This window comes from Nonomuraea cypriaca (assembly GCF_015645445.1).
Taxonomy (GTDB): domain Bacteria; phylum Actinomycetota; class Actinomycetes; order Streptosporangiales; family Streptosporangiaceae; genus Nonomuraea; species Nonomuraea cypriaca.
Genome location: NZ_JADOGI010000002.1, coordinates 105,577 through 129,461, shown reverse-complemented (window position 1 = coordinate 129,461; position 23,885 = coordinate 105,577). Strand labels below are relative to the sequence as shown.

Sequence of the window (23,885 nt, the reverse complement as noted above, 5' to 3'; positions counted from 1 at the left end):
GCCGCGACGCGTGCGCGGGGAGACTCTAACCCGCCAGGGCCGCGCTGATGCGGGTGACGGAGGCGAGCAGGGGGGTGGCCAGCTCGGCGAGGCGGCGCTTCGGCCAGCGGACGCTCGGTACCGCGACGGCGGCGGCGGCGACCGCGCGGCCCGCGCCGTCGCGCACGCAGGCGCCCACCGCGCGCACGCCGCGCTCGCTCTCCTCGCTGTTGACGGCGTAACCGCGGCGGCGGACGCCGTCCAGCTCGCGCCGAAGCGTGGCCAGGTCGCCGATCGCGGCGGCGCCGCGGGACACACCCTTGGGATAGAGAGCGCGCAGCTCCTCGTCGGGCAGTTCGGCCAGCAGCGCTTTGCCCCCGGAGGTGGCGTGCGCGGGCAGCAGCATCCCGATCCGGCTGCCCACGTGCAGCGCCTGCGGGCCCTCCACCCCGTCGACGAACCGGACGCCGTTGCCCTGGAGCGCCATCAGGTGGACGGTCTCCCCGACCTCCCGGTTGAGCTCGCGCAGGTGCGGGTGGGCCGTGATGGCCAGGTCGGGCGGGGTGACGCCGGTCTGGCCGCCCAGTGGGCTCAGCGCGGGCCCCGGGCGGTAGACGCGCCGGGCGTCCTGGATCGCGAAGCCGTGGAAGACCAGCATCGCCAGCACCCGGTGCGCGGTCGAGCGGGCCACCCCGAGATGCTCGGCGACGTCGGCCACCCTGACGTCCCCGCGTTCCTGGAGGAACTTGAGCGTCACCAGCGCGTTCTCCACCGCCTTGAGCGGGTAAGCAGGCTGATTCTGCATTCTGGAATCCTAACAGGCTAAGTTCCACGCTGCGAGCACCCGTATTACGGTCGAAACGCCGGTCCCCGACCGGTTCCGCACATGTGAGGAGGAGACTCCATGACGACGATCGAGCAGGAGCAGGCCGCCCTCGACCAGCTCTACCGAGACTTCGGCGCGCACAACCTGATTCCTTTGTGGACCGCCAGGGACGACCTGATGCCGCCGGCCCCACAGCCGGCCGCCATCCCGTACGTGTGGCGCTGGTCCGACCTCTACCCGCTGGCGCAGCGCTCGGGTGAGCTCGTGCCGGTGGGACGCGGGGGCGAGCGCAGGGCCATCGCGCTGGCCAACCCGGGCCTGCCCGGCCTGCCGTACGCGACCCCCACCCTGTGGGCCGCCATCCAGTACCTCGGCCCGCGCGAGACGGCGCCCTCCCACCACCACACGCAGACCGCGTTCCGGTTCGTGATCGACGGTGAGGGCGTCTGGACCAACGTCGAGGGTGACCCCGTGGCGATGCGCAGGGGCGACCTGCTGCTCACCCCGAGCTGGGCCTTCCACGAGCACCAGAACGTCACCGGCAACCCCATGGCCTGGATCGACGGGCTGGACATCCCGCTGGTCCACCAGCTCGACGCCGGGTTCTTCGAGTTCGGCCCCGACCGGCTCTCGGTCACCGAGACCCCGGACCGCTCGCGCAACGAGCGGCTGTGGGGGCACCCGGCGCTGCGCCCGATCGGCGTGCCGGACCAGCCGAGCTCGCCGCTGATGGCCTACCGCTGGGCACACACCGACGCCGCACTGACCGCGCAGCTCGAACTCGCCGACGAGGGGCGCCCTGGACCACTCGGGCCGGGCCGCGCCGGGGTGCGTTTCACCAACCCGACGACCGGCGGGGACGCGCTGGTCACCATCCGCACCGAGTTCCACCGGCTGCGGGCCGGGGTCCGTACCGAGGCGTCGCGCATGGTCGGCTCGGCGGTGTGGCAGGTCTTCGAGGGCGAGGCCACGGTCACCCTGGGCGAGGAGCGGTTCGCGGTGAAGAAGGGCGACCTGTTCGCCGTTCCGTCCTGGTGCGCGTTCTCGCTGGAGGCGGAGACGCACGTGGACCTGTTCCGCTTCAGCGACGAACCCGTGTACGACGCCCTGGGCTTCACCCGGCTGGCCCGGCAGGCGACCGCCAGGCAGGAGGCCCGATGAAGCTCGCCACCATCCGCGTCGGCGGCGGGACCCGCGCGGTGCGCGTCGACGCCGGCGCCGCGGTCGAACTGGGCGCCGCCGACCTGGTCGAGGTGCTGCGCCGGCCGGACTGGCGCGCCGCCGCGGCCGCCGCCGACGGCCCCGCCCACCCGCTCGACGGCCTGGACTACGCGCCCCTGGTGACCGCGCCCGAGAAGATCATCTGCGTCGGGCACAACTACCGCGACCACATCCGGGAGATGGGCCGCGAGCTGCCCGAGCACCCGACGCTGTTCGCGAAGTACAGCCGCTCGCTGATCGGCGCGTACGACGACATCGTCCTGCCCGCCGTGTCCGAGGCCATGGACTGGGAGGCCGAACTGGCCCTCGTCATCGGCACCGAGATCAGGAACGCGGACGAGGACCAGGCCAGGGCCGCGATCGCCGGTTACGCCGTGCTGAACGACGTGACCGCCAGGGACTGGCAGTACCGGACCCTTCAGTGGCTGCAGGGCAAGACGTTCGAGGCGACCACGCCACTCGGCCCCTGGCTGGTCACGCCGGACGAGGCGCCGGCCACCAGTGGCGAACTGCGCTGCGAGCTGGACGGCGAGGTGATGCAGCGCACCGACCTGGCCGGCCTCCTCTTCACCCCCGTGGAGCTGGTCGCGTACCTCTCGAAGATCATCACGCTGGCGCCCGGCGACGTGATCGCCACCGGCACGCCAGGCGGCGTCGGGCACGCCCGCAAGCCCCCGCGCTACCTGACCGACGGCACGGCGGTGACCACGACCATCGAAGGGATCGGCGAGTGCCGCAACGTCTGCCGGCGGGAGAAGGCATGACGGTGTACTCCTCGCCGCAGCGGCGGGTGGCCGACATCGAGGCGGGGCGCTCGCCGGGGACGCCGTGGCGGCGCTCTCCGCCGACCCGGACGCTCCGCGTGTGACGCTCACCGCCACCGACACCGGCGGCCGCCGGGGCGCCGGGCACGCCCGCCGGCTCCCCGGCGCCGGTGCGCGAGGAGCCGGCGGAGGTGACGGCCTACCTGCTCGGGCGCGCGGGCGAGCCCGAAGGGCCACCGCTTCCGACCTGGCTGTGACCTTCCGTACGTTCACCTTCCGTTCGCTGACCTTCCGTACGCGCCGCCGAGGCGGGAGTCCCCTGCCACGGCGGCGCGCCCGGCACATGCACGCCGATCAGTGACAGCGCCCGGGCCACGATGTGGTCCACCACGTCGTCCAGCGACTCCGGCGCGGCGTAGAACGCGGGCATCGGCGGGGCGATGATCGCGCCGATCTCGGTCGCGGTGACCATCGCCCGCAGGTGCCCCAGGTGCAGCGGGGTCTCCCGTACGCACAGCACCAGCCGCCGGCGCTCCTTGAGCGTGACGTCGGCGGCCCTCACCAGCAGGTTCTCCGACACCCCCGAGGCGATGGCGCCCAGGGTCTTGACGCTGCACGGGATCACGATCATCGCGTCCACCGGGTAGGAGCCGGACGCGATGGAGGCGCCGATATCCCGGAAGCTGTGCACCACCTCGGCGTCGAACGTGGCCTCCGGCATCTCGTACGCGGCCGTGCGCCGGGCGGCGGGACTGACCACGAGATGCCGTTCCACCCCCGCCGCGCCGAGCAGTTGCAGCGTCCGCACGGCCAGCGCGGTGCCGGTCGCGCCTGAGACGCCGACGACGACCCGGCGCGGCGCTCCGGCGATCGGGGTGCTCAATGCGCACCCCCGGTGATCGACCGGTTCCACGGGGCCAGCCACCGCTCGATCAGGCCGATCAACCCGGTCAGCGCGACCGCGGCGAGCATCAGCACGACGACGGCGGCGAACATCCGGTCCGGCTGGAAGCTGTGCCCGGCGTCCACGATGACCCCGCCGACCCCGCCGATCGCGGTGAAGAACTCGGCGATCACAATGCCGACCACGGCCTTGCCGATGCCGATCCGCAACCCCGTCATGATCGACGGGATGACGGAGGGGATCACGATCTGGCGCAGAATGCGTGGCTGGGAGGCGCAGAAGGCGGTGCCGACCTCGATGATGCCGCGGGGCACGTTCTGGACGCCGTTCCAGGTGTTGATGGAGATCGCGAAGACCGTCATGGTCATCACCATCGCCGCCTTGACCGCGAAGCCCAGCCCGAACCACAGCATGAAGACCGGGGTCAGCGCGATCATCGGCATCGCGTAGCCGGCGATGACCAGCCAGCCGATCGCCGCCTCGACCACCCGGAACCGGCCGATGAGCAGCCCCAACGGCACGCCGACCACGATGGCCAGCGCGTAGCCGGCCAGGAAGGGCTGGGCGCTCTCCCACACCGCCTTGGGCAGCGTGCCGTCCCCGATCATGGTGATCAGCGCCTGGAAGACGGTGCTGGGCGGCGCGGCCAGGATCGGGTCGACCTGCCGGGCGGCGATCTCCCAGATGATCAGGAGGACGACCACGGTGGCGCCGGTGATCAGGCGGTCCCGCCCGCTGTGGCGCTGGGATCTGATCTTCCTGGACAGCGCGGTCTCGTCGTCGACGGCCGGCGCCGCCTTGTCCGCCAGAGCGGTCATGAGACCTCCTTCGTCGGCCTCATGACCAAGGTGCTGTGCTCATTGATTCCCTCGCTACGCTCGCTCATGAGGGCACTCCATCCTGCTGCTGGATCTCCCGGCCGTGCACGAGTTGCAGCAGCTCGTGGCGGCGTACGGCGAACTCCGCCGAACCGCGGCGCTCGTCCAGGGACGTGGAGCCGCCGAAGGCGGTGTCGAGCACGCCGTGCACCCGGCCGGGGTCGGGCACCAAGGTGACCACCCGGTCGGCGAGCAGGACGGCCTCGTCGATGTCGTGGCTGACGAAGACGATGGTCTTGCCGGTCCGCTCGTGGATCTCCAGCAGCTCGGCCTGCATCTGCTCCCTGGTCTGCGCGTCGAGCGCGGAGAAGGGCTCGTCCATGAGCAGCACGGCGGGGTCGATGGCGAGCGCGCGGGCGATGCCGACCCGCTGCCGCATGCCACCGGACAGCTCGTGCGGGCGGCGGCCCGCTGCCTGCTCCAGCCCGACCAGCTCGATCACCCGCTCGGCGGCCGCCCGGCGCTCCGCCTTGGGCAGGCCGCGGGCCTCCAGGCCGAACTCGACGTTGCCGAGCGCGGTACGCCAGGGCAGCAGCTCGGCGTTCTGGAAGACGATGCCCCGGTTGGGCCCGCAGCCGCGCACCGGGACGCCGTCCACGTCCACCGTGCCGGAGGTCGGGTGCTCCAGACCCATGATGATCCGCAGCAGCGTGGTCTTGCCGCACCCGCTGCGCCCGGTCAGCGCCACGATCTCCGAGCGGCGGACCTGGAACGACACGTCCTGCAGCGCCCGCACCTCGCGGCCCTTGTCGTCCCTGAAGACCTTGGACACTCCTCGCACGTCCACCGCGAGGTCACCGCTCATTTGGCGTCTCCGTAGTAGTTCGACGTGACCTGGCCGATCCCGGAGACGGCCTTCTGGCGATAGGTGTCGTCCACCATGGGGTCCACCGGAATCGCCGTCTGGGTGATGCCGAGCTTCACCTGGAGGTCGGCGAGATACTTGATCTGCTTGACCGGAACCTCGCCGTTCATGGCCAGGTAGCCGCCGTCGTGGAACTCCTTGTACGTCTCGGTGACCATCGGGTCGGTGGCCGCCACCTTGAGCGTCTTGGCGGCCAGCGCCTTGGCCTCGTCCGGGTGCGCGTCGGCGTGGCGGATGCCCTCGATCAGCCCGGCGATGAGACCGGTGACCGCGGCGCCCTTGTCCTGGAGCACGTCGTCCCTGGTGATCAGCGCGTACCTGGGGAAGTCGGGCACCACGTCCTTGGCCCGGCCGAGCAGCTTGACGCCGTCCTTGGCGGCCTGCCCGGCGTAGTCCAGCGGCGCGGAGGCGACCTGGATCTGCCCGGCGACCACCGCCTTGTACCGGTCGGATGAGCCGCCGGCGTTGACGAGCCGCACCGAGGAGGGATCGACGGAGGACTGGAGCATCATCGCCTTGGCGACCACCGCGGGCAGGCTGGTCGGGGTGGAGATGCCGAGCGTGCTGCCGGAGAGCGCGGACACGGAGGCGATGTCGCTCTTGGCGTAGAGCGCGTAGTTCTGGCCGGGCATGGTGGAACCGACGAACTTCAGCTTCGCGCCCTTCTGCGCCGCGAGCAGCGCCTCGCTCGGGTTGCCCTGGATCACGTCGACCTGTTTGGCCAGCAGTGCGGGGAACGCCTGCTGGCTGCTCTTGAGCTGGACGACGTTCACCTTGACGCCGTGCTTGGCGAAGAAGTCCTTCTCCTGGCCCATCAACAGGTAGCCGGAGTCGGCGCCGGGCTCGTAGATGCCGTAGTTGATGGTGGCGCCGTCACCGCTCGCGGTGGCGGAGGTGTCGTCGCCGCACGCCGTGAGGCCGAGGGCCAGGGTGGCGGTCACCGCGGTGATCGCGGCCAGACGGAGCCTGCTCATTCTGCTTCCTCCGGTTGCTGCACGTGGGGGGATGCGGAGCCGAGCCCGGCCAGGACGCCGGCGAACTTGCGCGCGACCTGGTCACGCAGCTCCGGACTCGCCTCGGCGACTGGCGGGAAGTCGGCGAGGCGCTGGTACGGGCGGACGGCCATGATGACGGCCCGCGAGTTGTGCGTCTGCCCGTGGGGAATGCGTGGGTCGAGCGGCCCGCTCCACGCCCGGCGGATGATCTCGATGTCGTCCACCGGGTCGCACCGGGTGGACATGGCCCACAGCACGTCGAAGGTGTTGGTCGGATCGATGTCGTCGTCCACCACGACCACGAAACGTCCGAGGTAGGAGCCCGACTGGCAGGACGCGGCGAGCAGCCCGGCCTGCTTGGCGTGCCCGTCGTAGGCCTGCTTGACGGAGATGACGTTGAACAGCCGGGCGGCCCCCGCCTCGTGGCACCACACGCCCCGCACGCCGGACAGTCCGGCCCGCTCCACCTCGTCCCAGATCATCCCCGCCTTCATCACGCACTTGCTGTAGGAGAAGTTCGAGGGGGGCCGGATGGGGGAGGCGACCGTCACGATGGGGTCGTCGCGGTGGTAGATCCGGCGCACGTGCACCACCGGCTGGTCGGAGCGTCCGCCGGCGTAGTAGCCGGTGAACTCGCCGAACGGCCCTTCCGGCGCGACCTCGTCCGGGTACATCTCGCCCTCCAGCACCAGTTCGGCGCTGGCCGGCATGGGCAGCCCGTAGAGCTCGGAGGCCACCACCTCGAACGGCTGCCCGCGGTGCCCGCCCGCGTAGTCGTACTCCGACAACCCGTAGCGCACTTCGTTCCCCGAGGCCAGGAAGAGCAGCGGGTCGTGGCCGCAGGAGATCAGGACCGGGCAGGGCTCGCCGCGGGAGAAGTACTTCTCCCTGATCTGCCTGCCCTGCTTCCCGGGGGAGATCCACAGACCCACCTGGTCGGGGCCGTGCACCATGCTGCGGTAGGTGCCGATGTTGACCCAGCCGTCGTCCGGGTCGCGCATGATGACCAGGTCGTCGGTGCCGATGTACCGGCCGCCGTCCCGCTCGTGCAGGAAGGGCGCGACCAGCGCGGTCACGTCCACCTCGTCGTCGCGCAGAACGTTCTCCAGCACAGGGCCGTCGTCCACGGTGACCGGGGGGATGGTTTTGTGGGTCTTCATCCGGTCCCGGTACGCGCGCACGACGTCGAGCGGGTGGCCGGGGGCCGGCAGGCCGAGGGTGAGCGCCAGCCGCTCGGCCGAGTTGGTCGCGCCGGAGAAGGCGCGGTGGCCGGGCTTCGCGCCCACGAGCTCGTCGAACAGGACGGCCGGGCCGCCCTCGCCGCCGCGGTGCGCGATGAGCTCGATCAGGGTGCCGAGCTCCAGGTGCGGGTCGACGCCGCCCAGCCGCACCAGTTGCCCGGATCGGTCAATACGCTCGATCAGCTCGCGCAGGTCGGCGTGAGGGCCGTCGTAGTCGTTGTAGCTCACCGGCACCGCCCGCGCGGAAGCACGCTGGCGCAACCGTTTCCATGCTGAATCATGACATCTACCCGTTTCGTGGCACAGCGCCCGGATTGCTGGTTCGTTGCCAGAAGTTACGGGTGGATTGCGTAAAAGGGAATCGATTCGGTCATTGAACGGTCATAGATTCTGCATGGCAGAACAACTTGTCCGCTGCCGGGAGGCCGGCAGATCACAGATCCTGGCTGATGGCCTCGGCCGCCGAGCGTAGCAAGGGCAACATCATGTGCAGGTTGCCCTGGGTCATCCGCTGGTGAGGCAGGCTGACCGCGAGCGCGGCCAGGGCCCGGCCGAGGTGATCGCGTACGCACACGGCCACCGCGTCCAGCCCGGGCGCGCTCTCCTCGTGATTCACTCCGTAGCCGAGGTCGCGCACGCTGCGCAACTCCGCGCGCAGCGCGTCAGGGTCGGTGATGGTGCGGTCCGTGACCCGCGTCAGTCCGTCGGGGAAGAGCCCGAGAACCTCCTCGTCGGGCAGCTCCGCGAGCAGGATCTTGCCGCCCGAGGTGCTGTGCGCGGGCAGCAACGTGCCGGTACGCGAGGACACCCGCAGCGGCCGGTCACCCTCCACCCCGTCGATGAACCGGGTGCCGTTGCCCTCCAGGACCAGCAGATTGACCGTCTCGTGCAGCTCGGCCGCCAGCCACTCCATGTGCCGCCTGGCCTTGCGCCGGATATCGAGCCCGCCCACCGCGGACAGCCCGATCTCCACCACGACCCGGCCGGCGCGATAGGCACGGGTGACCCGGTCCTGGGCGACGAAACCGCGGTGGGCCAGGGTGAGCAGCAGCCGATGGGCCGTCGAGCGGGCGACCCCCAGCACGTCGCTGACGTCGGTGACCCGCACCTCCCCCCGGTCTCGGATCATGAGCAGGATGAGCATCGCCTTGTCCACCGATCCGATGGCGTAAGGGGGGAGTGCTTCAAGCATGTTGTTCTGTATAACAGAAAAAATTTCCAGATTCGGCCACAATCCACAACACGGTGGCACGATGTGCTCGGCGCCCAACCAGGCGTCAGTGCCGGTCGTGACCCATCCCCCGCCGCCGGCCGGCGCCCCCCAGCACAGGAGCCAGGAGTCTTCATGCCGCGACGGTCCACCGATCCCGCGAGCCCCACGGTCGAGGACGAGGTCCTCATCGTCGGCGCCGGCATCGCCGGTCTGGTGCTCGCGCTCGAACTGCACGACGCCGGAATCGGCTGCCGCGTCTACGAGGCCGTACCCGAGGTCGGCGTGGTGGGCGTGGGCATCAACCTGCTGCCGCACGCCTCCCGCGTGCTGCACAGGCTCGGCCTCGGCGAGGAACTGTGCAGAGCCGCCGTCGTCACCCAGGAGTCGGTGTTCTTCAACCGCTTCGGCCAGCTCATCTACCGGGAGCCGTCCGGCCGGCACGCCGGGTACGAGCATCCGCAGTACTCGATCCACCGCGGCGACCTGCACGCGGTCCTGCTGGCGGCGGTGCGGGAGCGCATGGGCGCGGACGCGGTGGTGCTCGGGCACCGGTGCGTCCGGGCGGAACAGGACGAGACCGGCGTGACCGCCCACTTCGCCGGGCCCGGCGGCGACGAACCGCCCCCCGTGCGGGCCCGGGTGCTGGTCGGCTGCGACGGCATTCACTCGGTGCTGCGCAAGCAACTCCACCCGCACGAGGGCGAGCCACGCTACTCCGGCATCAACATGTGGCGGGGCGTGACCAAGGTCAGGCCGTTCCTGTCCGGGGCGAGCATGGTGCGGGCCGGCTGGATCGATCAGGGCAAGCTCGTCGCGTACCCGATCAGGAACCTGCCGGACGGCGACCAGCTCCTCAACTGGGTCGTCGAGATCCAGACCCCGCGCCACGTGCAAAGGGACTGGAACCGGCGCGGCCACCTCGAGGACTTCATCGGGGCCTTCGAAGACTGGCACTTCGACTGGCTCGACGTGCCGGCGATGATGCGGGCCTCTGAGACGGTCCTGGAGTACCCCATGGTGGACCAGGACCCGCTGGATCACTGGAGCGAGGGCCGGATCACCCTGCTCGGCGACGCCGCCCATCCGATGGTGCCGCGCGGCTCCAACGGCGCCGGCCAGGCGATCCTCGACGCTAGGGCGCTCCGCGACCACCTGATCGCCTCGCCTGACCCGGTGACCGCGCTGCGCGCGTACGAGGCCGAGCGGCTGCCCGCGACCACCCAGGTCGTGCTGGCCAACCGGAGCATGCCACCAGACGTGATCATCCGTGAGGTGTGGCAGCGGACCGGGGACCGGCCGTTCGACTCCATCGACGACGTGATCAAGGTGGAGGAGCTGGCCCAGATCTCGCAGCGGTACAAAGAGATCGCGGGCTACTCCGCCGGGGCCCTGGGCACCGATCGCTGAACCTGTTTCGCATCAGCCCTGCCAGACCTTGATGCCAGGCCGCCACCCCAGCCTTCTCGAGATGGCCAACCCACTCGTGATGACCGAGGGAAGGACGGCTTGCGGCTGCACGGACCCTGTCCGTACGACAACGGAGAGGGAGGCGACGACGTGTCCTTCGCTGTTCATGATCCGTGTCGCGATGGAGTCGGCGCCCTCGGTCAGCTCGCCACGGACCAGGGCGCAGCCGGTGCGACGGCATTCGGCCAGCTCACGTCGGAGCGCGTCCGGGTCGACGACCGTCTTCGAGTTGAACCGCTGCAGCTCTCCGTCGAGGACCTCTTGCACCAGCTCCGGCGCGGCGTGGCTGAGCAGGATCTTGCCGACCCCTGAGCAGTGCAGCGGCAGCCGGCCGCCCACCTGGGAGACCAGTCCCAGGGCACGCGGCGCGGAGAGGCGCTCGAGGATGACGGCCTCGCGTCCTTCGAGGACCGCGAGCTGCACGTGCTGGTGGAGCGCGGTATAGAGGTCTTCCATGTACGGCTGGGCCATCGTACGCAGCGACTCGGTCAACGGGGCCAGCGTGCCGAGCTGCCACAGCCTGAGGCCGACGGCGAACCGGCCGTTGGCACGCTGCTCGAGCGCCCCGGCCTTCGTCAGCTCGAGCACGAGGCGGCGAGCGGTCGGGTGCGGCAGGCCGGTCTTCCGTGCCAGCTCGGCGAGGCTAAGCTCGGTCTCGCCGGGCTCGAAGGAGAACAAGAGGTCGAGCAGTCGAGAGCTCACGCTTCGTCCCGGTTCGCTGGTACGCGGCACGCCGCACCTCGCTTCCTCGGATCCGTTCCCACGGACGCCGAAATGTTCGTTCAATGATTTAACATGCCTCCCGGTCGATCCGAGAAGTGCAGCATGAGCGAACCGAGGCTGATGGGGAGTGATCGCGCCGATCGCCAGGGAGCCGACCCATCGGATCGGGGACGGAGAACCGGAGGAGCTTGAGGATGACACAAGGCACGGCCGGACTGCCGAGGATCGCGATCGTGGGCGGCGGCATCGGTGGTCTCGCCACCGCGGCGTTCCTCCACCGTGAGGGACTCCCCAGCACGGTCTACGAGCAGGCGCCACGACTGGGCGAGGTGGGCGCCGGCCTGGTGGTCGCACCCAACGCGGCGCGCCAGCTGCGCAAGCTCGGCGTCCTCGAGGCCCTGCGCGAGCGCGCCGTGCAGCTCGACACCGGCTGGGAGTTCCGCCGCTGGGAGGACGGGACGGTGCTGTCGTCGGAGAACCTGGCCGACGCCTGCGAGCGCCTCTACGGAGAGCAGACCTACACCGCGCACCGAGCCGACCTGCTCCGCGTCATCGAGGCGCAGGTCCCGGTTCAGGGCATCGCGCTCGGTCACAAGTGTGTCGGGCTGGACACCGGCGCCAGGCCGCGGCTGCACTTCGCCGACGGGCGGACGGTGGAGGCCGACGTCGTCATCGGAGCCGACGGGGTTCACTCCGTCGTACGCGGTGCCCTGTTCGAGGCGTCGCCGGCGACGTACTCTGGCATCTGTGCCTTTCGGGCTCTCGTCCCGGCAGCCGGAGCGCCGGAGTTCGCCCGGCGCCCCACGCAGACGCTGTGGATCGGCCCGGGCCACCACCTCGTGCACTATCCGGTCTCGGCCGGGGAGCTGGTCAACCTCGTTGCCTTCGCTCCCGCCGGCGACTACACCGTGGAGTCCTGGACCGCGACCGCGACGGTGGAGGAGTTACTCGCCGAGTTCGACGGGTGGGACCGACGACTGGTCGATCTGATCCGTGCCGCCGGGACGCCCGGCCGATGGGCGCTGCTGGACCGGGCGCCCCTGCCGCGCTGGTCCGAGGGCGGGACGACGCTCCTCGGCGACGCCGCCCATCCGATGTTCCCCTTCTTCGCCCAGGGCGCGGCCCAGGCACTGGAGGACGCCGCCGTGCTGGCACGCTGCCTCGCGACGGGTCTGGACGATCCGGCCGGCGCGCTCAGGCGGTACGAGGAGTCGCGCATCCCCCGCACGACCCGGATCCAGACCGTGAGCCATGGGCGCTCCCACATCAACCACCTTCCGGACGGTCCCGAGCAGCAGGACCGCGACGCGGCCTTCGCCCAGGACGATCCGCTCGTCGCGAACGGGTGGATCTACGACTACGACCCGGACGTCGCGCTGGGAACCAGGGCGGCCGCGCAGCGGTGACCGCTCATGACCATGCCACCGGCGAGCCTGCCGGGAACGCGGGAAGCAGAAGGAACCTCTGATGAGATTCATCCATGAGACGCTGCCGCAGCGGGTGGTCTTCGCCCCCGGCGACGCGCCCGCGGCGGTGGCCGAAGAGGTGGCCAAGCTCGGTGTCCAGCGGGTCATGGTCATCGCCGCCCCCGCCGAATCCTCGATCGCCGACGCCGTGTCGGCCGAGATCCCGGTCGCCGTACGGCACGACGAGGTCGTCATGCACGTGCCAGTCGAGGTTGCCCAACGGGCGCGGGAGGCCGCGGTCAAGGTCGATGCCGACGCGCTGCTCTGCGTCGGCGGCGGGTCCACGACCGGGCTGGCGAAGGCGGTCGCCATGACCGGCTCTCCGACGGCTGGCCTGCCCATCATCGCCGTGCCGACGACGTACGCCGGCTCCGAGGCGACGAACGTCTGGGGGCTCACCGAGGGCGAGACCAAGACGACCGGCGTGGACGATCACGCACTGCCCCGCTCCATCGTGTACGACGCGTCGCTCATGCTGACCCTGCCTGTGGAGATGTCGGTCGCGTCCGGCCTCAACGCGATGGCCCACTGTGTCGATTCGATGTGGGGACCGCGCACCGACCCGATCGACCAGGCCCTGGCCGCCGAAGGCAGCCACGCGCTGCGACTCGGCCTGCCCGCCGTGGTCGCCGACCCGACCGGGATCGAAGGCCGTGAAAGGACCCTCTACGGCGCCTACCTGGCCGCCGTCGCGTTCGCGTCCGCCGGCTCGGGCATGCACCACAAGATCTGTCATGTGCTGGGCGGGATGTTCAACCTGCCACACGCGCAGACCCACGCCGTCGTGCTCCCCCATGTGCTGGCGTTCAACGCGCCGTACGCGCCCGAGGCGGAACGCCGGATCGCGCGGGCCCTCGGCGGACCGACGGCGTCGGAGGGCCTCGCGGACCTGGGCGCGACCCTCCACGCACCGACCGCGCTGAAGGACTACGGCATGCCGGAGGACGGCATCGCCAGGGCGGTGGCCCCGATCCTGGCCGCGATCCCCGCCGGCAACCCCGCACCCGTCACCGAGGAGAATCTCACCGCGCTGCTCCGAGCGGCCTGGGAAGGAGCGATGTCATGACCGCTGCGCACACCGAGGTGTCCGCCGAGCAGGCCGCCCGCGAGGAGGAGCTGGTAGAGCGGGTGGTGCGCTCGTTCGACGCCTGCCAGGACCCGCGGCTGAAGGAGCTGATGACCGGCCTGGTCAAGCACGTCCACGCCTACATCCGCGAGGTGCGACTGACCGAGGAGGAGTGGAGCGAGGCGATCGGCTTCCTCACCGCCGCCGGACACATCACCGACGACAGGCGGCAGGAGTTCATCCTGCTCTCCGACGTGCTCGGCGCCTCCATGCAGACCATCGCGGTCAACAACGAGGCCTACGGGGAGGCGACCGAGGCGACCGTGTTCGGGCCGTTCTTCGTCGAGGGGGCACCGGAGATCGCCAACGGGGAGGACATGTCCTTCGGTGCGCCCGGTGAGCCGTGCTGGGTCGAGGGCACCGTCACCGGCGCCGACGGCAAGCCCCTCCCGCGCGCCCGGATCGAGGTCTGGGAGACCGACGAGGACGGCCGTTACGACGTCCAGTACGGCGACGGGCGCACCGCCGCGCGGGCGCGCCTGTTCACCGACGACGAGGGGAGGTACCGGTTCTGGGGCATCACCCCGACGCCGTATCCCATCCCCCACGACGGACCCGTCGGCCGGCTGCTCGACGCGGCCGGTCGCTCGCCGATGCGGGCTTCGCACCTGCACTTCATGGTCTCCCACGCGGGCTGCCGGACGCTGGTGACGCACATCTTCGTGCGCGGCGACGCACTGCTCGACTCGGACGCCGTCTTCGGGGTCAAGGAGTCCCTGGTCAGGGACTTCGTGCGGCAGCCGGCCGGCACACCCGCCCCCGACGGCCGGGTCATCGACGGCACGTGGTCGCGGACGCGTTTCGACATCACGCTCGCTCCCGCCGACACCTGAACCTCAGGCGGACCTGCCCGGGGAGCTGATCCACCCGCTCGTACCATGACCGTGCCGCGGCCGGCGCCCTTGTCGGGGGTGCCGGCCGCGGCGACATGTCAGGTCCTCACCTCGGCCTCACGACGCGGTCAGACCGAACAGCCGGACGGCATTGTCGTGGTAGATGGCCTGCCGTTCGGCGCTGCCGAGGTCCAGCTCTTCGAGGTTCTCGATCGTCGCCCGGATGAAGCCCGGGCCCTTCTCGGGGTCGTAGGGACTGTCCGACGCGAACACCACACGGTCATGGCCGAAGAACCGGATCGAGGTCCGGAGCGCGTCTCCGGCGCCGAAGCAGGCGGTGTCGACGTAGAAGTTCTTGAAGTAGTCGAAGGGTCGCTTCGTCAAGGGGTAGCCCTCCACATCGCCCTTCTGGCTGTCCGGCGTTCGGCTGCCCAGCTGATCCCAGCCGGCGCCCACCCGTCCGGCGAAGTGCGGGATCATGGCTCCGCCGTGGTGGATCAGGAACTTCAGGTCCGGCCAGCGCTCGAGGACACCTGAGAAGACCATGCGGGCCATGAACGTGGACAGGTCGTACTCCCAGCCCAGCGCCCACCAGATCTCGAACTTGGACCGTTCCTCGGTCGGGTAGTCCGGCCAGGACGAGTTCCTGTTGGGGTGTACCTGGATCATCTTCCCGCTGCCGGCGAGCGTCTCCCAGAACGGGTCATACCGCGGGTCGTCCATCGGAGCGCGGTTGACGTGGCAGTAGATCTGGACCCCGACCGCGTTCAGGCTGGTGAAGGCGTAGTCGACCTCCTTGATCGCCCGATCGACGTCGTCGAGCGAGACGGCGGCACAGAATCCCGCGAACCTGTCGGGGTGAGCCGCGACCATTTCCGCCATGCCCTCGTTGGCGATACGCGCCATCTCGGCGTTGCGCGCGGCGGGGCCCATGTCCTCAAGGGGCGGTGTCGCGACGTTGATGATCTGCTTGTAGTCCCCGAACTCGTCCATCTGGCGGAACCTCACGTCCAGGTCCGTCAGGGCGGGGATGTCACGGGTGCGCTTCTGGAGGTTCAAAATCGCGGGGCTGTCGTCGATCGCGAAGAAGCGGTCGGCGTAGGCGCGGGGCAGGATGTGGCAGAACGAATCAATCTTCACGAAAGAGGGCTCCTTTTTCACGGACTGTCATTTCGACTTCTCGGACGAAGCCGGGAGGGTGGATCCCGCCCGGCGCGCTCGGCGCCGGCACTCGGTTTCGCTGAAGCGGTCATCACGGCCCGAGGTCGAGTGGGTCGGTCAATGCGCGGCGCGGCCGAGAAGCCCGGCCCGGCATGGAAGGCGCCGTCCCCGCACACGGCGACGACGCGCTGGGAAGGATCGGCGAGTTTGATCCCCATGGCTGCGCCGACGCCCCACCGTCGCTTCCGCACGCCGTCAGCAGCGAAAACGCCGCCACGCTCGCGAGCGCCGCAGTGAGATGACGATGGGACCGGTTGACCATGAGTGGATGTCCTTCTCGGTCTTGGGATCGCACACCAACGCTTTCGTTTTCGCAGTCACGTGAGTTCAGGCACGTAAGTGACGAGTCTGCAGCGCCGCCGGCGTGTGGCAAGCGTCATGGTCATTCAATGAACGGGACCGCGGTCGGACACCCAGGAAGCCGCAGGCCGGTCGGGTTGAACCGCTCACCCTCCCGCGGTGATCTTGTCTGCGACGGCCTTGGCCGTCTCCAGCGCGCCCCTGGTCAACCTGCCCTCGGGGTCCTCGTCGACACGGCGGTTGTACACGACCTCGATCACCGCATTGCTCAACCGGACCCCCACGGCCGCCGACGTGGGTCCCCTGCCCGTGTCCCCGTAGCGCACGAATTCTCGACAGCAGCGGGCAAGTCCGAGCATTAGCAACAACGGCTAACAATGGCCGCACATTCTCCATCGGCCCATACGCTCCCATTTGGATCTGCACAGGCCAAGGTGATTACACTGCGTACTGCAATGTACGGTGGTGATACTCCGCCGGTGTGAGGTGCGGGAGACTTCTATTCCGAGCAACGGCATGCATACACGATCACGTCGGGTTGGATGACATCGCGCGTCTGCATTCCACGAAATGGGGCATCGACGGCGTCCACGATGACATTCGCGACTACCTGGTCGACTACCTAGCGATCTTTGGTCGCGGGTTTCTGTAGGTTTGTGTCAACTTTCACGACACCCGGGGAAGTCGAGCTTGGGCGGCGTAGTCGTCGACGTGCTGGGTGATGGTCTTGAGCGCCGACCGGAGTTCGAGTGGCGCTTGGGGCTGATCGGCCGCAGTGAGCGGGACGAGTAACCGGTTGTAGATCTTGGTGTAGAAGACGGCGATGCGCACGCCGTCGTCGGTCAGCACGTAGCGGTTGGACCGTGGGAGTCGGCGGATCAGGCCGTTGAGCCGCAGTCTGCGGAGGTCGTAGGTCATCTGGCCCGTGCTATAGCTGGTGGTGCCGAGCAGTCCGGTCATCAAGACGCGAAGGTTCTTGTTGGTGAAGCCGGTCGCGGCGAGCAGCGTCTGGCACAGGGCGCCGGCCAGGGCCATGACCCGAGGATCGCCGAAGCGTAGCGCCGGGGTCCTCCGCCCCACCTCATCGGTGGTGGGGTGCGCGATCCGCTCAAAGGCTGGACTCGCAAGGACGCAACCCTGGCCGGCACGTTCGACTTCCGCTCGATCAGCGTCAAGGTCAACGCCTTTCAGGATCATGAAAGCGCCCTGGACGACGCCGACTTCATGTGGCGTTCGATGCGTGAGTTCTCCGGCCAGACGCGCGAAGCGCCGTACAACACGAAATATGGGGAGATCAAGCAGCTCTCCGACCTGGGTGACGAGGCGTACGCGATCTACAACGAGCACACCGTCAGGCACAACGCGACAGCCTGGACCTACATCGTCAGAGGCAACGCCACGATCGAGATCCGCTTCCTCGGCACCGACAACAAGGGGCGCGAGATCCTCTCGGACGAGAACAGCCGGCCGGTCCCCGAGGAGGAACTGCTCGCGGGCCTGGAGGAGATCGCCAGGGAGGTGGTCAACGGACTGACGGGGTGATCCGGTAAGGAGGTTTACAAGATCGCAATACTTTTCTTTTGGTTCTTCGAAGATCGTTCGGTAGCGTCGGCGAAAGTCGCACATGTACATCGAGGACAGACGCGGACACGAGAGAAGGCCAGAGAAGCTCGTGGAACAGGAAGCGCAGCACACCGAAAAGATCATGGAGACCTCGGGAGGTCTGAGGGGCGCCCTCCCGCCCCGGACGGACTGGGTGGTGTTCGGGGTGGCCGCCGCGCTGACCCTCGCCTTCGTCGTCTGGGGAGCCGCCGACACCGGCTCGCTGGAGGGCGTGTCGACCTCGCTGCTCAACTGGACGATGCACAACCTGGGCTGGGCCTTCGTGCTCGCGGCCTCGGGCTTCGTGGTGTTCGCGCTGTGGCTGGCGTTCAGCAAGTACGGCAAGATCACCCTGGGCAAGGAGGGCGAGGAGCCGGAGTTCCGGACGGTGTCCTGGATCGCGATGATGTTCAGCGCGGGCATGGGCATCGGGCTGATGTTCTACGGGGTGAACGAACCGCTCACGCACTTCACCGAACCGCCGCCCGGCACGCACGCGGCCACCGCGGCCGCGGCCGAGCGGATGGAGACCTCGCTGGCCACCACGCTCTTCCACTGGACGCTGCATCCCTGGTCGATCTACGCCGTGGTCGGCCTGGCCATCGCCTACAGCTGCTTCCGCCGTGGCCGGCGGCAGACGATCAGCGCGGTGTTCACCCCGCTGATCGGCGCCCGGCACGCCAATGGGGCGACCGGCAAGGTCATCGACATCCTGGCCATCTTCGCCACCTTGTTCGGCTCGGCCGCCTCGCTCGGTCTCGGCGCGCTGCAGATCGGCAGCGGGGTCAGGGAGGTCGGCTGGATGTCGGAGGTCGGCGAGGTCCTGCTCATCGTGATCATCGCGGTGCTGACGCTGGCGTTCGTGCTGTCGGCGGTGTCCGGGGTGGAGAAGGGCATCCAGTGGCTGTCCAACATCAACATGGTGCTGGCGCTGGGGCTGGTCCTGTTCGTCTTCGTGGCCGGCCCGACCGTGCTGATCCTGGACCTGGTGCCCACCTCCATCGGCTCGTTCGTCGGTGACCTGGCCCAGATGGCGGCCCGCACCGAGGCCACCGGCGGTGACGAGGTCGCCACCTGGCTGTCGGGGTGGTCGGTGTTCTACTGGGCGTGGTGGATCTCCTGGACGCCGTTCGTCGGGATGTTCATCGCGCGTATCAGCCGGGGCCGTACCATCCGGCAGTTCGTCGGCGGCGTGATCCTGGTGCCCAGCGTGGTCAGCCTGGTCTGGTTCGTGATCTTCGGCGGCACCGCGATGGAGCTGGAGGCCGGCGGTGCGGGGCTGACCCAGGAGGCCACCGCGGAGGGGCAGCTGTTCGCACTGCTGAACCAGTATCCGATCGTGGGCGTCACGACCCTGGTCGTGATGATCCTGGTGGGCATCTTCTTCGTCTCCGGGGCGGACGCCGCCTCCATCGTGATGGGCACGCTCTCGCAGCGCGGCACCATGGAGCCCACCCGGGTCGTGGTGGTCGTCTGGGGCGTGCTGACCGGCGCGGTCGCGGCCGTCATGCTGCTGCTCGGCGGTGGCGGCGACTCGGCGCTCACCGGCCTGAAGAACCTCACGATTTTGGCGGCGGTGCCGTTCATGCTGGTGATGGTGGGCATGTGCGTGGCGCTCACCCGCGACCTGCGGCACGATCCGCTGATCCTGCGCGGGCAACGCGGCGAGGAGGCTGTGGAGAACGCCGTCATCAGCGGCCACGAGCTCTACGACGGCGACTTCGAGCTCGGGATCGTCCCCACCGACGGCAACAGCGCCGAGGACGCGGGCGAGACGGCCGTCGCCGGTAGGCCGCGCGAGGAGTAGATCTACTCGGCCGCGCCGATACGTCAAGGACCTGCGGAAACGTTGCTAACTGCGCACTACGGCCGAATGCAGTGAGTGCACCAGGGTGACCACGTCCCAGACGGGACGACCGGTCGCGGCGCGTACGGCGGCCGAGTACGGCGGCATGTTGGTGCATTCGACGACGAACGCGCCAATCGATTCGTCCTCTTCCACCGCCCGTGTCGCGGCATCCACCATCTCGCGCTCGGCGGCGGCGACATCCAGCATGCGCGCGCCCTGAATGAGCGCGGGATACAGGTGCCGTGACTTTTCCAGGCCGACCACGGTGATCCGGTCGAGAAGTTCCGGCCCCACGCCGGCGCCGGCGAAATGACGATGATCCAGGGTGCTCGCGTTGATGGTCAGGACGCACACCCGCCGGCCGGGTGAGATGAGCCGGAGTGCCTGCGGGATCTGGAGCAGGCTGGACGTGGCGACGGGGACGTTCACCGCCTCGGCGAGTTCTTGCTGGTAGATGGCGAGAAAGCCGCAGGCCGTGGTGATCGCGCGGACACCCGCGCGTTCGAGCCGTCGTGCGCCCGCCATGAAGTCCGGCAGGAGCCCTTCCGCGGCGCGCTCCACCACCAGGTCGGGCGCCGCGGGGGCCACCACCTCGTACAGGACGGGGAAGCCCCACGTCGCGGCATGCCCGATGTCGCCCACCGGGCGGGGCGTGTCGTTGTTGAGCAGGAGGATCCCCACGTCGAAGCCGTAGAACGGCAGGCCGCCCCGCAGGGTCCGAGTGTCCTCCGCCATCAGAACATCTTGTCCATGACCTGGTTCAGGGCATCGGTGACGTGCTGGGACGCGATCTTCCTGGCGCGCTCCCCGTCGCGCTGCACGATCGCCGCCACGAGTTGCTCGTGCTGACGTGAGGACGCCGCGAGCTCGTCGGCGCTGTACATCGCGGCTATCTGCCGGTTGAAGAAGTAGAGCTTGTTCTGCTCGAGCATGTCGGCCAGCCGGGGGTTGTGCGCCGACTCGGCGATGTGCCGGTGGAACTGATCGTTGATCGCGACCCGCTCGTCGCGGGCGACCATGTGGAAGCTCGTCGCCTGCGGCTCGAGCTCCTTCAGCCGGGCCAGGTCACGCTCGGTGATCCGCTCGCACGCCAGCTTGGCCGCCTCGCCCTCCAGCGCGGCGCGCACCTCGTAGATGTGGCGCACCTCCTCGGCGCTGTGCTCGTAGACCACCCAGCGCCGCCGCTGCGACACCACGAGCCCGTCCATGGCGAGGCGCTGCAGGCTCTCCCTGACGGGGGTGCGGGACATACCGAGACGCTGGGCCACGTCGGCCTCGACGATCGGCTGGTTCGGCCGGAGCTGCCCGGTGACGATCTCTTGGCGTAGCCGCTTGTACACATCGAGGACGAGACGGCTTGACGGGGTGCCTTCCTGGACACTCATCCGATGAACCCCTGGCTAGTAGACGGGACGGGCTCCGCCATTCTCGACGGCATCGCGCCAGAACGGCACCGGCGGCAGGTAATCGATCATATGCGGTACCGTCACGTCGACATACAGCGGCGACGGCGCGTTCCTGAAGGCGCGCAGTGCCTCGCGGAGCTCCTCTGAGTCATGTGCGCGCAACGCCCTCAACCCGGAGGCCTCGGCCACGGCCACGGCGTCGATGGGGCCAGGATCAACCCCAAAGTACCGTTTTTCCGCATAAAGGTGCTGGAGCATTTTAATCCATCCGAAACTATTATTTGTCATCTGAATCAGGCATATAGGGAGTCCTAGCCGGGCGATGGTCTCCAGCTCCCCCGACGCCATCGCGAAGCTTCCGTCGGCCGTGAAGCCGACGACGGGCCGGTCAGGCACCGCCAGCGCGGCCCCGACGGCGGCGGGGATGGCCCACCCCATCGGACCGTGCCCCCGGGGGATCAGGACGGACCGGCCGGGCGCGGTGCAGGTCCAGTACGCCGCGACGTTCGGCGTCGGCGTCCCGGGATCGGCCACGACGGTCATGTCGGAGCCCAGGACGGCGGCCACCTGCCGCACCACCTCCTCGGGAATGATCATGCCCTCGGGAGCGGGCGGGAACTCCTCCGGTCGCGCCGCGCGACCGGTCCACCACGGCGGTTCGGTACGCCGGCCGGCCACCTTCTTGACGAGTTCCCGGAGCGTCGCGGCGGCGTCGCCGACGAGCGGCAGGGAGCCGGGATAGTTCCGTCCCGCCCGGGACCGGTCGATGTCCAGATGGATCACCTCGACCCCGCTGCGAGGTGGCGATCTGAAGCTGTTGGTGTCGGTGGCGTTGGCCCGGGTGCCCACGAACAGGACCACGTCGGCCTCGGAGAGAGCGTCGTTCGCGGGTGGCGAGCCGCCGTTGTTCCCCGCGACGCCGAGGCTCAGCTCGTGCGTCTCGGGGATCGCCCCCTTGCCGTGGATGGACGTGGCCACCGGTGCGGACAGCTTCTCGGCCAAGGCCAGGAGTTCGTTCGCGGCTCCTGAGGAGTGCACCCCTGAGCCGGCGTAGAGGACCGGGCGCCTCGCGTCGGCGATCAGGGCCGCGGCGGTCTCGACCTCGTCGACTTGTGGGACGGGCCGATGAGCGGGCACCCGCGGCGTCGTACGACCAGGCGCCGATCGCAGGTCGAGCCCGGACACGCCCTCATCGAGGACGTTCTCCGCGATGATCAGCGCCACCGGTCCTGGACGTCCGGTGGTGGCCTGGGCCATGGCCTCGGACAGCAGGCCGGGAATGTCAGCGGCCACGTCGACCCGGGCGGACCATTTGGTGACGGCCGAGAACAACGCGATCTGGTCGATCTCGGTCAGCGCTCCGGAGCCGCGGCTCGACTCGTGGATGTCGGAGCTGATGACCAGCACCGGAACCCCGGAGGCGTACGCCTCTCCGAGGCCGCCGATCACGTACGTGCAGCCTCCCCCGCTCGACACCTCCACGACCCCGACCTCGTTGGTCGCGCGCGCGTAGGCATCGGCCATGATCGCCGCGTGCCGCTCGTCGCGCGTGAGCACATGCCGCACGTCACCCGTACGCTGTGCCAGCGCGTCGTAGAACATCACCCCCGTGTCCCCCGGGAGGCCGAAGATCACCTGCACTCCCGCCGTGACGAGGCACTCCACCAGCAGGTCGGCTCCGCGCCCGGTGAAGCTCGTGATCGTCTCGTCGATCAAGGTGCCCGGCTGATCGTCTGGGGCCATCGACTCCATCGACCATCTCCTCTCCAGCGGTGTGTCACCGCTCGATCCGGCTGCGATTGCTAGAAGGTGAAGGACTCCTCGGACGGGACGCCGCCCGAGAACCGATCAGGATCGAGAGCGCTCAGATCGATGATCGGGCTGCCGTGCAGCAGCCACGCGGCGACCGACTCGCCGATCGCGGGCGAATGCATGAAGCCGTGTCCCGAGAAGCCGGCGGCCACCCACAGGCCGCGTACGGCACCGATCGGGCCGACCAGCGCGTGATCGTCGGGAGTCATCTCCCTGACGCCGGCCCAGCCACGGGTGACGGCCGAGTCGCCCATGGCCGGGATGCGTTTCGTCAGCGCCTTGATGAGGATCTCCAGACGATCCCAGTCGACCGCGGTGTCGAACCCGGGCGGTACGTCACGGTCGGTCCCGCCGACGATGCCGCCGGAGAACTCCGGGTGGAAGTAGCCACCGCTGGCGAGGTCCACGGTGAACGGCAGCGACGGGTTCATCCAGGGCATCGGCCCGACCGCGAACGCCTGCCGGCGCCGCGGGGACACCGCCAGGTCGACGCCGAAGACCGTCCGCGCCCGTGCGGCCTCCGGTCCCGTGGCGATGACGACGGCGTCGGCGCCCAGGGTCGTCCCGTCCGCCAGGCTCACTCCCGTGACGCCGCCGTCGGCGTCCTTCTCGAGTCCGCGCACCTCCGTCGCTTCCCTGAAGGTGACGCCCGCGCGCCTGGCCGCCGACGCGAACCCGCGCACGGCGTCCTGCGGCGACGCCGACCCGTCCGTCGGGCAGTACGCCGCCGCCACCAGATCGTCGGTCCGCACCTCGGGAAAGATCCCGGACACCGCCTCGGGCGCCAGCAGCTCGGCGGGCACGCCCAGCTCGTTCTGCAGCGCCACCGCAGCCGACAGTTCGGCGGCAGCCGCCTCGTCGTCGATCAGGAACAGGTAACCGTGCCGGCGGAAGTCCAGCGGCTGCCCCGTGGCCTCCTCGAACCGGCCGAAGAACTCGACCGATCCGCGGGACAGCTCGATGTTCACCCGTGAGGAGAACTGCTGCCGGATTCCTCCCGTACCGCGCGCGGTGGTGCCTTCCCCCAGCCGGCCGCGCTCCAGCACCACGACGTCGCCGTGCCCGAGGACGGCCAGGTGATAGGCGATGGAGACACCGATGATCCCACCCCCGACGATCACGATGCGACTGTCCCCCACCACATTTTCCCTTCAGCCGTGCGGCGCGCATTGCATGCATAATCGCATGCGGAAC

At 69.5% G+C, this 23,885-nt stretch carries 24 protein-coding genes; 8 read left to right on the top strand and 16 right to left on the bottom strand.

What is annotated here, in order from left to right:
• Nucleotides 1-25 precede the first annotated feature (25 nt).
• The gene (locus ITP53_RS01465) at nt 26-784 is read right to left on the bottom strand and encodes an IclR family transcriptional regulator (protein ID WP_195893407.1); all 759 of its coding nucleotides are present in this window, start codon (nt 782-784) and stop codon (nt 26-28) included.
• A 99-nt stretch (nt 785-883) separates the two neighbouring features.
• Here ITP53_RS01465 and ITP53_RS01460 point away from each other — a divergent pair, with 99 nt between their 5' ends.
• The gene (locus ITP53_RS01460) at nt 884-1,966 is read left to right on the top strand and encodes a cupin domain-containing protein (protein ID WP_195893406.1); all 1,083 of its coding nucleotides are present in this window, start codon (nt 884-886) and stop codon (nt 1,964-1,966) included.
• Entirely contained in the window at nt 1,963-2,790 is an 828-nt protein-coding gene (locus ITP53_RS01455; RefSeq protein ID WP_195893405.1) for a fumarylacetoacetate hydrolase family protein, read from the top strand. Before ITP53_RS01460 ends, ITP53_RS01455 begins: the two co-directional genes overlap by 4 nt.
• 199 nt (nt 2,791-2,989) lie before the next feature.
• Here the strand turns inward: ITP53_RS01455 and ITP53_RS01450 are convergent, their stop codons facing one another.
• From ITP53_RS01450 to ITP53_RS01425, 6 genes are all read right to left on the bottom strand, one after another.
• A complete protein-coding gene (locus tag ITP53_RS01450) occupies nt 2,990-3,673 on the bottom strand; it encodes a UbiX family flavin prenyltransferase (RefSeq protein ID WP_207755405.1) in 684 nt (227 codons plus the stop codon).
• Nucleotides 3,670-4,512, bottom strand: a complete 843-nt coding sequence (locus tag ITP53_RS01445) for an ABC transporter permease (protein WP_195893404.1) — start codon at nt 4,510-4,512, stop codon at nt 3,670-3,672. Before ITP53_RS01445 ends, ITP53_RS01450 begins: the two co-directional genes overlap by 4 nt.
• Nucleotides 4,513-4,576: 64 nt before the next feature.
• On the bottom strand, nt 4,577-5,377 hold the full coding sequence (locus ITP53_RS01440) for an ABC transporter ATP-binding protein (protein ID WP_195893403.1): 801 nt from the start codon (nt 5,375-5,377) through the stop codon (nt 4,577-4,579).
• Complete coding sequence (locus ITP53_RS01435; RefSeq protein ID WP_195893402.1) at nt 5,374-6,411, bottom strand: ABC transporter substrate-binding protein; 1,038 nt, start codon at nt 6,409-6,411, stop codon at nt 5,374-5,376. Before ITP53_RS01435 ends, ITP53_RS01440 begins: the two co-directional genes overlap by 4 nt.
• On the bottom strand, nt 6,408-7,934 hold the full coding sequence (locus ITP53_RS01430; protein ID WP_195893401.1) for a UbiD family decarboxylase: 1,527 nt from the start codon (nt 7,932-7,934) through the stop codon (nt 6,408-6,410). The genes ITP53_RS01435 and ITP53_RS01430 overlap by 4 nt, the downstream gene beginning before the upstream one ends.
• Nucleotides 7,935-8,106: 172 nt before the next feature.
• Entirely contained in the window at nt 8,107-8,865 is a 759-nt protein-coding gene (locus ITP53_RS01425) for an IclR family transcriptional regulator (RefSeq protein WP_195893400.1), read from the bottom strand.
• Nucleotides 8,866-9,018: 153 nt separating this feature from the next.
• Between ITP53_RS01425 and ITP53_RS01420 the strand changes: the two genes are divergently transcribed.
• Nucleotides 9,019-10,293 carry a flavin-dependent oxidoreductase gene (locus ITP53_RS01420; protein ID WP_195893399.1) on the top strand — a complete coding sequence of 425 codons (1,275 nt, stop codon included), beginning with the start codon at nt 9,019-9,021 and terminating at the stop codon, nt 10,291-10,293.
• Nucleotides 10,294-10,305: 12 nt separating this feature from the next.
• Here the strand turns inward: ITP53_RS01420 and ITP53_RS01415 are convergent, their stop codons facing one another.
• Nucleotides 10,306-11,055 (bottom strand): IclR family transcriptional regulator, encoded by a 750-nt coding sequence (locus tag ITP53_RS01415; protein WP_207755404.1) that lies wholly within the window; start codon nt 11,053-11,055, stop codon nt 10,306-10,308.
• 215 nt (nt 11,056-11,270) lie between these two features.
• Here ITP53_RS01415 and ITP53_RS01410 point away from each other — a divergent pair, with 215 nt between their 5' ends.
• The 3 genes from ITP53_RS01410 to ITP53_RS01400 all read left to right on the top strand — a co-directional run bounded on the left by ITP53_RS01410 (nt 11,271) and on the right by ITP53_RS01400 (nt 14,501).
• Entirely contained in the window at nt 11,271-12,482 is a 1,212-nt protein-coding gene (locus tag ITP53_RS01410) for an FAD-dependent monooxygenase (RefSeq protein ID WP_195893397.1), read from the top strand.
• 61 nt (nt 12,483-12,543) lie between these two features.
• Nucleotides 12,544-13,608 (top strand): maleylacetate reductase, encoded by a 1,065-nt coding sequence (locus tag ITP53_RS01405; protein ID WP_195893396.1) that lies wholly within the window; start codon nt 12,544-12,546, stop codon nt 13,606-13,608.
• The gene (locus ITP53_RS01400) at nt 13,605-14,501 is read left to right on the top strand and encodes a dioxygenase family protein (protein WP_195893395.1); all 897 of its coding nucleotides are present in this window, start codon (nt 13,605-13,607) and stop codon (nt 14,499-14,501) included. The genes ITP53_RS01405 and ITP53_RS01400 overlap by 4 nt, the downstream gene beginning before the upstream one ends.
• Before the next feature lie 117 nt (nt 14,502-14,618).
• Here ITP53_RS01400 and ITP53_RS01395 read toward each other — a convergent pair whose 3' ends face one another.
• From ITP53_RS01395 to ITP53_RS01385, 4 genes are all read right to left on the bottom strand, one after another.
• On the bottom strand, nt 14,619-15,641 hold the full coding sequence (locus ITP53_RS01395; protein ID WP_207755403.1) for an amidohydrolase family protein: 1,023 nt from the start codon (nt 15,639-15,641) through the stop codon (nt 14,619-14,621).
• Between the two features lie 17 nt (nt 15,642-15,658).
• Nucleotides 15,659-15,913, bottom strand: a complete 255-nt coding sequence (locus ITP53_RS60915) for a thiamine pyrophosphate-dependent enzyme (RefSeq protein WP_407941206.1) — start codon at nt 15,911-15,913, stop codon at nt 15,659-15,661.
• Between the two features lie 255 nt (nt 15,914-16,168).
• Nucleotides 16,169-16,294: a hypothetical protein gene (locus tag ITP53_RS58940; protein ID WP_268960879.1), complete on the bottom strand. Its 126-nt coding sequence runs from the start codon at nt 16,292-16,294 to the stop codon at nt 16,169-16,171.
• Between the two features lie 394 nt (nt 16,295-16,688).
• Nucleotides 16,689-17,057 carry a hypothetical protein gene (locus ITP53_RS01385; protein WP_207755402.1) on the bottom strand — a complete coding sequence of 123 codons (369 nt, stop codon included), beginning with the start codon at nt 17,055-17,057 and terminating at the stop codon, nt 16,689-16,691.
• A gap of 60 nt (nt 17,058-17,117) precedes the next feature.
• Between ITP53_RS01385 and ITP53_RS01380 the strand changes: the two genes are divergently transcribed.
• Both ITP53_RS01380 and ITP53_RS01375 read left to right on the top strand, forming a co-directional pair.
• Nucleotides 17,118-17,564, top strand: a complete 447-nt coding sequence (locus ITP53_RS01380) for a hypothetical protein (RefSeq protein ID WP_195893464.1) — start codon at nt 17,118-17,120, stop codon at nt 17,562-17,564.
• Between the two features lie 130 nt (nt 17,565-17,694).
• Nucleotides 17,695-19,431: a BCCT family transporter gene (locus ITP53_RS01375; RefSeq protein WP_328813636.1), complete on the top strand. Its 1,737-nt coding sequence runs from the start codon at nt 17,695-17,697 to the stop codon at nt 19,429-19,431.
• A 45-nt stretch (nt 19,432-19,476) separates the two neighbouring features.
• On the opposite strand, the gene ITP53_RS01370 is transcribed toward ITP53_RS01375, so the two are convergent.
• From ITP53_RS01370 to ITP53_RS01355, 4 genes are read right to left on the bottom strand one after another with little or no spacing between them, the layout of a single operon-like run.
• Complete coding sequence (locus ITP53_RS01370; RefSeq protein WP_195893392.1) at nt 19,477-20,208, bottom strand: aspartate/glutamate racemase family protein; 732 nt, start codon at nt 20,206-20,208, stop codon at nt 19,477-19,479.
• Entirely contained in the window at nt 20,208-20,858 is a 651-nt protein-coding gene (locus tag ITP53_RS01365; protein ID WP_195893391.1) for a GntR family transcriptional regulator, read from the bottom strand. The genes ITP53_RS01370 and ITP53_RS01365 overlap by 1 nt, the downstream gene beginning before the upstream one ends.
• 15 nt (nt 20,859-20,873) lie before the next feature.
• Nucleotides 20,874-22,631, bottom strand: coding sequence for a thiamine pyrophosphate-binding protein (locus tag ITP53_RS01360; RefSeq protein ID WP_207755401.1), 1,758 nt, complete (start codon nt 22,629-22,631; stop codon nt 20,874-20,876).
• A 50-nt stretch (nt 22,632-22,681) separates the two neighbouring features.
• Nucleotides 22,682-23,830, bottom strand: a complete 1,149-nt coding sequence (locus ITP53_RS01355) for an NAD(P)/FAD-dependent oxidoreductase (RefSeq protein WP_207755400.1) — start codon at nt 23,828-23,830, stop codon at nt 22,682-22,684.
• Nucleotides 23,831-23,885 lie beyond the last annotated feature (55 nt).

Bases quoted from the DNA above. Each gene is read 5' to 3' on its own strand.
- ITP53_RS01465 (WP_195893407.1), bottom strand. From the start codon at position 784: ATGCAGAATCAGCCTGCTTACCCGCTCAAGGCGGTGGAGAACGCGCTG.
- ITP53_RS01460 (WP_195893406.1), top strand. From the start codon at position 884: ATGACGACGATCGAGCAGGAGCAGGCCGCCCTCGACCAGCTCTACCGA.
- ITP53_RS01455 (WP_195893405.1), top strand. From the start codon at position 1,963: ATGAAGCTCGCCACCATCCGCGTCGGCGGCGGGACCCGCGCGGTGCGC.
- ITP53_RS01445 (WP_195893404.1), bottom strand. From the start codon at position 4,512: ATGACCGCTCTGGCGGACAAGGCGGCGCCGGCCGTCGACGACGAGACC.
- ITP53_RS01440 (WP_195893403.1), bottom strand. From the start codon at position 5,377: ATGAGCGGTGACCTCGCGGTGGACGTGCGAGGAGTGTCCAAGGTCTTC.
- ITP53_RS01435 (WP_195893402.1), bottom strand. From the start codon at position 6,411: ATGAGCAGGCTCCGTCTGGCCGCGATCACCGCGGTGACCGCCACCCTG.
- ITP53_RS01425 (WP_195893400.1), bottom strand. From the start codon at position 8,865: ATGCTTGAAGCACTCCCCCCTTACGCCATCGGATCGGTGGACAAGGCG.
- ITP53_RS01420 (WP_195893399.1), top strand. From the start codon at position 9,019: ATGCCGCGACGGTCCACCGATCCCGCGAGCCCCACGGTCGAGGACGAG.
- ITP53_RS01410 (WP_195893397.1), top strand. From the start codon at position 11,271: ATGACACAAGGCACGGCCGGACTGCCGAGGATCGCGATCGTGGGCGGC.
- ITP53_RS01405 (WP_195893396.1), top strand. From the start codon at position 12,544: ATGAGATTCATCCATGAGACGCTGCCGCAGCGGGTGGTCTTCGCCCCC.
- ITP53_RS01400 (WP_195893395.1), top strand. From the start codon at position 13,605: ATGACCGCTGCGCACACCGAGGTGTCCGCCGAGCAGGCCGCCCGCGAG.
- ITP53_RS01385 (WP_207755402.1), bottom strand. From the start codon at position 17,057: ATGGCCCTGGCCGGCGCCCTGTGCCAGACGCTGCTCGCCGCGACCGGC.
- ITP53_RS01370 (WP_195893392.1), bottom strand. From the start codon at position 20,208: ATGGCGGAGGACACTCGGACCCTGCGGGGCGGCCTGCCGTTCTACGGC.
- ITP53_RS01365 (WP_195893391.1), bottom strand. From the start codon at position 20,858: ATGAGTGTCCAGGAAGGCACCCCGTCAAGCCGTCTCGTCCTCGATGTG.
- ITP53_RS01360 (WP_207755401.1), bottom strand. From the start codon at position 22,631: ATGGAGTCGATGGCCCCAGACGATCAGCCGGGCACCTTGATCGACGAG.